Source organism: Rhodococcus sp. A14, from assembly GCF_011603105.1.
GTDB classification, from domain to species: domain Bacteria; phylum Actinomycetota; class Actinomycetes; order Mycobacteriales; family Mycobacteriaceae; genus Rhodococcus_F; species Rhodococcus_F opacus.
The window spans coordinates 1-723 of record NZ_JAAOQS010000303.1; the positions used below are offsets into that span (position 1 = coordinate 1).

Sequence of the window (723 nt, forward strand, 5' to 3'; positions counted from 1 at the left end):
GTCGGTGAGGGTGGGGTAGTGGTGGTGGAGTGCGTCGAGGGTGGTTTGGTCGAGGTGGACGAGGTCGAGGTCGCTGGGGGTGAGCCGGCCTGCGCCGGGTCGGCTGATGTGGTCGGCGAGGGCGGTGAGGGCTTCGGTCCACAGGTCGGTGAGCTCGGTGACGTCGGCCGCCGGGAGCACACCGGGCGGATACACCCAGGTGGCGCGCAGGATCGGGACGCCCCCTGATTCGTAGACGTAGGCGTTGACGTCGAGAATCGCTGTGACGGGCACGTTTCCGAGGATCGTGGTGTCGAACTCGATGCTGGTTACCGGTTCCCAGCCGGTTCCGTTCGAGGGCCCGTGCGGCGGGTAGTCGAAGCGGCCGAGGTAGTTGAGGGTGGTTTGGGGTTGGGGGAGGTTGCGGAGTTGGGTTGCGGTGTGGGGGTTGAGGTAGCGGAGGGGGCCGTATCCGGTGCCGTGGTCGGGGGTGTTGTGGAGTTGTTCTTTGATGGTGGTGAGGGCGTGTCCGGTGGCGGGTCCGCCGGTGAGTGCGTTGTCGAGGTCGATGTCGGTGAGGTCGAGGAGGGTTGGGTGGATGGTGGTGAACCAGCCGATTGTTCGGGTGAGGTCGGCGCCGGGGATGAGGGGGTCGGTGCGGCCGTGGCCTTCGATGTTGACGAGCAGTGTGTGGGTGGGGGTGTGGTGGCGGTGGCGCCAGGTGGTGATGGCGAGGGCGAGGGC

At 67.5% G+C, this 723-nt stretch carries 1 protein-coding gene; it reads right to left on the reverse strand.

The genetic code is table 11. The features are described from left to right. Positions 1-723, reverse strand: a 723-nt coding sequence (locus G9373_RS45535; protein WP_167121390.1) for a condensation domain-containing protein, incomplete at both ends; no start/stop codon positions are given.